Annotated in this window: 4 protein-coding genes; 2 read left to right on the top strand and 2 right to left on the bottom strand. The window is 60.4% G+C overall.

What is annotated here, in order from left to right; all coding sequences use genetic code 11:
• Positions 1-19: 19 nt before the first annotated feature.
• Together Q0239_RS08315 and Q0239_RS08320 are read right to left on the bottom strand one after the other, a co-directional pair.
• Positions 20-370 carry a DUF3147 family protein gene (locus tag Q0239_RS08315; RefSeq protein WP_066213675.1) on the bottom strand — a complete coding sequence of 117 codons (351 nt, stop codon included), beginning with the start codon at positions 368-370 and terminating at the stop codon, positions 20-22.
• Positions 358-768, bottom strand: coding sequence for a helix-turn-helix domain-containing protein (locus Q0239_RS08320; RefSeq protein WP_066213673.1), 411 nt, complete (start codon positions 766-768; stop codon positions 358-360). The genes Q0239_RS08315 and Q0239_RS08320 overlap by 13 nt, the downstream gene beginning before the upstream one ends.
• A gap of 71 nt (positions 769-839) precedes the next feature.
• Here Q0239_RS08320 and Q0239_RS08325 point away from each other — a divergent pair, with 71 nt between their 5' ends.
• Positions 840-1,481 (top strand): cation transporter, encoded by a 642-nt coding sequence (locus tag Q0239_RS08325; protein WP_298601086.1) that lies wholly within the window; start codon positions 840-842, stop codon positions 1,479-1,481.
• Between the two features lie 25 nt (positions 1,482-1,506).
• Positions 1,507-1,857 (top strand): DUF3703 domain-containing protein, encoded by a 351-nt coding sequence (locus Q0239_RS08330; protein WP_298601082.1) that lies wholly within the window; start codon positions 1,507-1,509, stop codon positions 1,855-1,857.
• The last annotated feature ends 143 nt before the right edge of the window (positions 1,858-2,000 follow it).

A 2,000-nucleotide genomic window follows, 5' to 3' on the forward strand; every position in this document is an offset into this window, starting at 1 on the left:
ATGGTCGTCTGCCGGACGGTCACGGCCGGATATCCCCGCGGGCGAGTAGCGCCGCCATGCCCATGTACAGTACAATGGTGAGAACCCAGCCTGCTGCGAGTGCAGTCCAGAACGCGAAGCCGCGCTTGAGAAGTGCCGGGATTAGCAGGAACATCGGCTGCGAGGGCAGTCCATACCAGAAGGTCCCTTGGGCATATTGCGCCATGCGATCGGCATCGCCTGTATCGCGCCACAACCAGATCATGCTGAGCACCGTAATGAGAGGGAGCGCTGAGATCAGCGCGCCGATACCGGGACTTCGCCGTGCAACTTCCGAGACTGCTACGATGATGATCGCAGAAAGGATCGCTTTCAGGATCAGATAACTGATGCCCGGGCGTCCTTCGGCCCCAGCGTTTCAATGATCTTGCAATCCCCCACTGTTCCCCTGCGGCAACTGCCGATCACGCGGTCGAGTTCGGTACGCAGAGCAGCCAGATCGCTGATCTTGCGTTCAATATCTGCGAGATGAACCCGTGCGATACTGTCGACTGCCTCGCAGGACCGCGCCTTATCGTCGGACAGCGTGAGCAATTCTCGGACCGCTTCGAGCGTGAAACCTAGGTCTCGGGCACGGCGAATGAATGAAAGGCGGGCGAGATGCTCCTTGCCATAGGCTCGATAGTTAGCCGAGGTGCGCGCGGGCGGCGCTAGCAGCCCGATTTTCTCATAGTAGCGCACCGTCTCAACTTTGGTCGCGGTTGCGCTCGCCAGCTCGCCGATCTTCATCGCTTGACCCTGTAGTTGCTACAGGGTGTAGATAGATGTCCGACTTGGGATTTGTCGAGGAGGATAATTCGATGGCAGACAGTTGCTGCGCCAGCGCCTGCGGTAGCGAGATGGCCAAGGCCGACCCGCGCTGGCGGCGCGTTCTGTGGGTGGCGCTGATCGTCAATGCGGCAATGTTCCTTGTCGAAATGGTGGCAGGCGCGGCCGCAGACAGCCGCGCGCTTCAGGCCGACGCGCTCGACTTTCTGGGTGACGCCGGCAACTATGCGGTGAGCCTTGCGGTCGTTGGCGCGGCGCTTTCATGGCGGGCGCGGGCGGCGTTGCTGAAATCACTTTTCATGCTGGGCTTTGCCGGCTGGGTCTTCGGCAGCGCGGTCTTTGCATTTATGAGCGGGACGTCGCCGGACCCTGCGATGATGGGCGCGGTCGGCGCACTGGCGCTGGCCGCGAATGTTGGCGTTGCCCTGTTGCTTTATCGCTACCGTACGGGCGACGCTAATATGCGTTCGGTCTGGATATGCTCACGCAACGACGCCATTGGCAATGTCGCCGTGATGCTGGCCGCGCTAGGCGTGTTTGGCACAGGTAGCGCCTGGCCCGACCTGATTGTTGCGACTATTATGGCTGCGTTGGCCTTGACGGGCGGCCTGCAGGTGTTCCGACACGCGATGGCTGAGCTGAAAGCTGCTCCCGCCGCGGTAGAACAAGCATGAAAGCCGGTGGCAGCGAGGTAACGGTATGATGCTCGATTTGGCCCGAGACCTCATCGCGGAAGAAATGGCCAGCTTTGGCGCTGCCAGACGTGCCAGTGACAGGCTGGCAGCTTGGCGTGCGCTAGAACGCGCTCATATCGTGGCGCAGCCATATTTTGGACTGCATCTGGCCAGTCATTGGACAATGCTCAGTTACGCGCTTCGTGAAAGGGACTTCAAAGAAGCCGGGGGGCAATGCTTACGGCTCGCACCCGTACCGCCGGGTGCCATTACTGGTCGATTGCCGACCGGTAATACTGGCCGGTCGAATGTTAGCGCCTTCCGGCCGATGCCAATTCCGCAGGATATTCTGGCTCGAATGGACGATCAATCGTGAGCATTTTCTTGCTGGATTCGAGAGGGGCTGGTAGGCGGCCTAATATGCGGGGCCGCCTCCTCTCGGTGGTCCTTATGTTTGCCATTTTTTTTGGCGGCCTTGTCGCGCCCGAAACTGCGCATGCCGACAATCTGATGGCTGGA

It is taken from the genome of uncultured Sphingorhabdus sp., assembly GCF_937872355.1.
Taxonomy (GTDB): domain Bacteria; phylum Pseudomonadota; class Alphaproteobacteria; order Sphingomonadales; family Sphingomonadaceae; genus Sphingorhabdus_B.

What these genes read in the sequence shown, in the direction of transcription:
- Q0239_RS08320 (WP_066213673.1), bottom strand. Translation starts at nt 768, where the DNA reads ATGAAGATCGGCGAGCTGGCGAGCGCAACCGCGACCAAAGTTGAGACG.
- Q0239_RS08325 (WP_298601086.1), top strand. Translation starts at nt 840, where the DNA reads ATGGCAGACAGTTGCTGCGCCAGCGCCTGCGGTAGCGAGATGGCCAAG.
- Q0239_RS08330 (WP_298601082.1), top strand. Translation starts at nt 1,507, where the DNA reads ATGATGCTCGATTTGGCCCGAGACCTCATCGCGGAAGAAATGGCCAGC.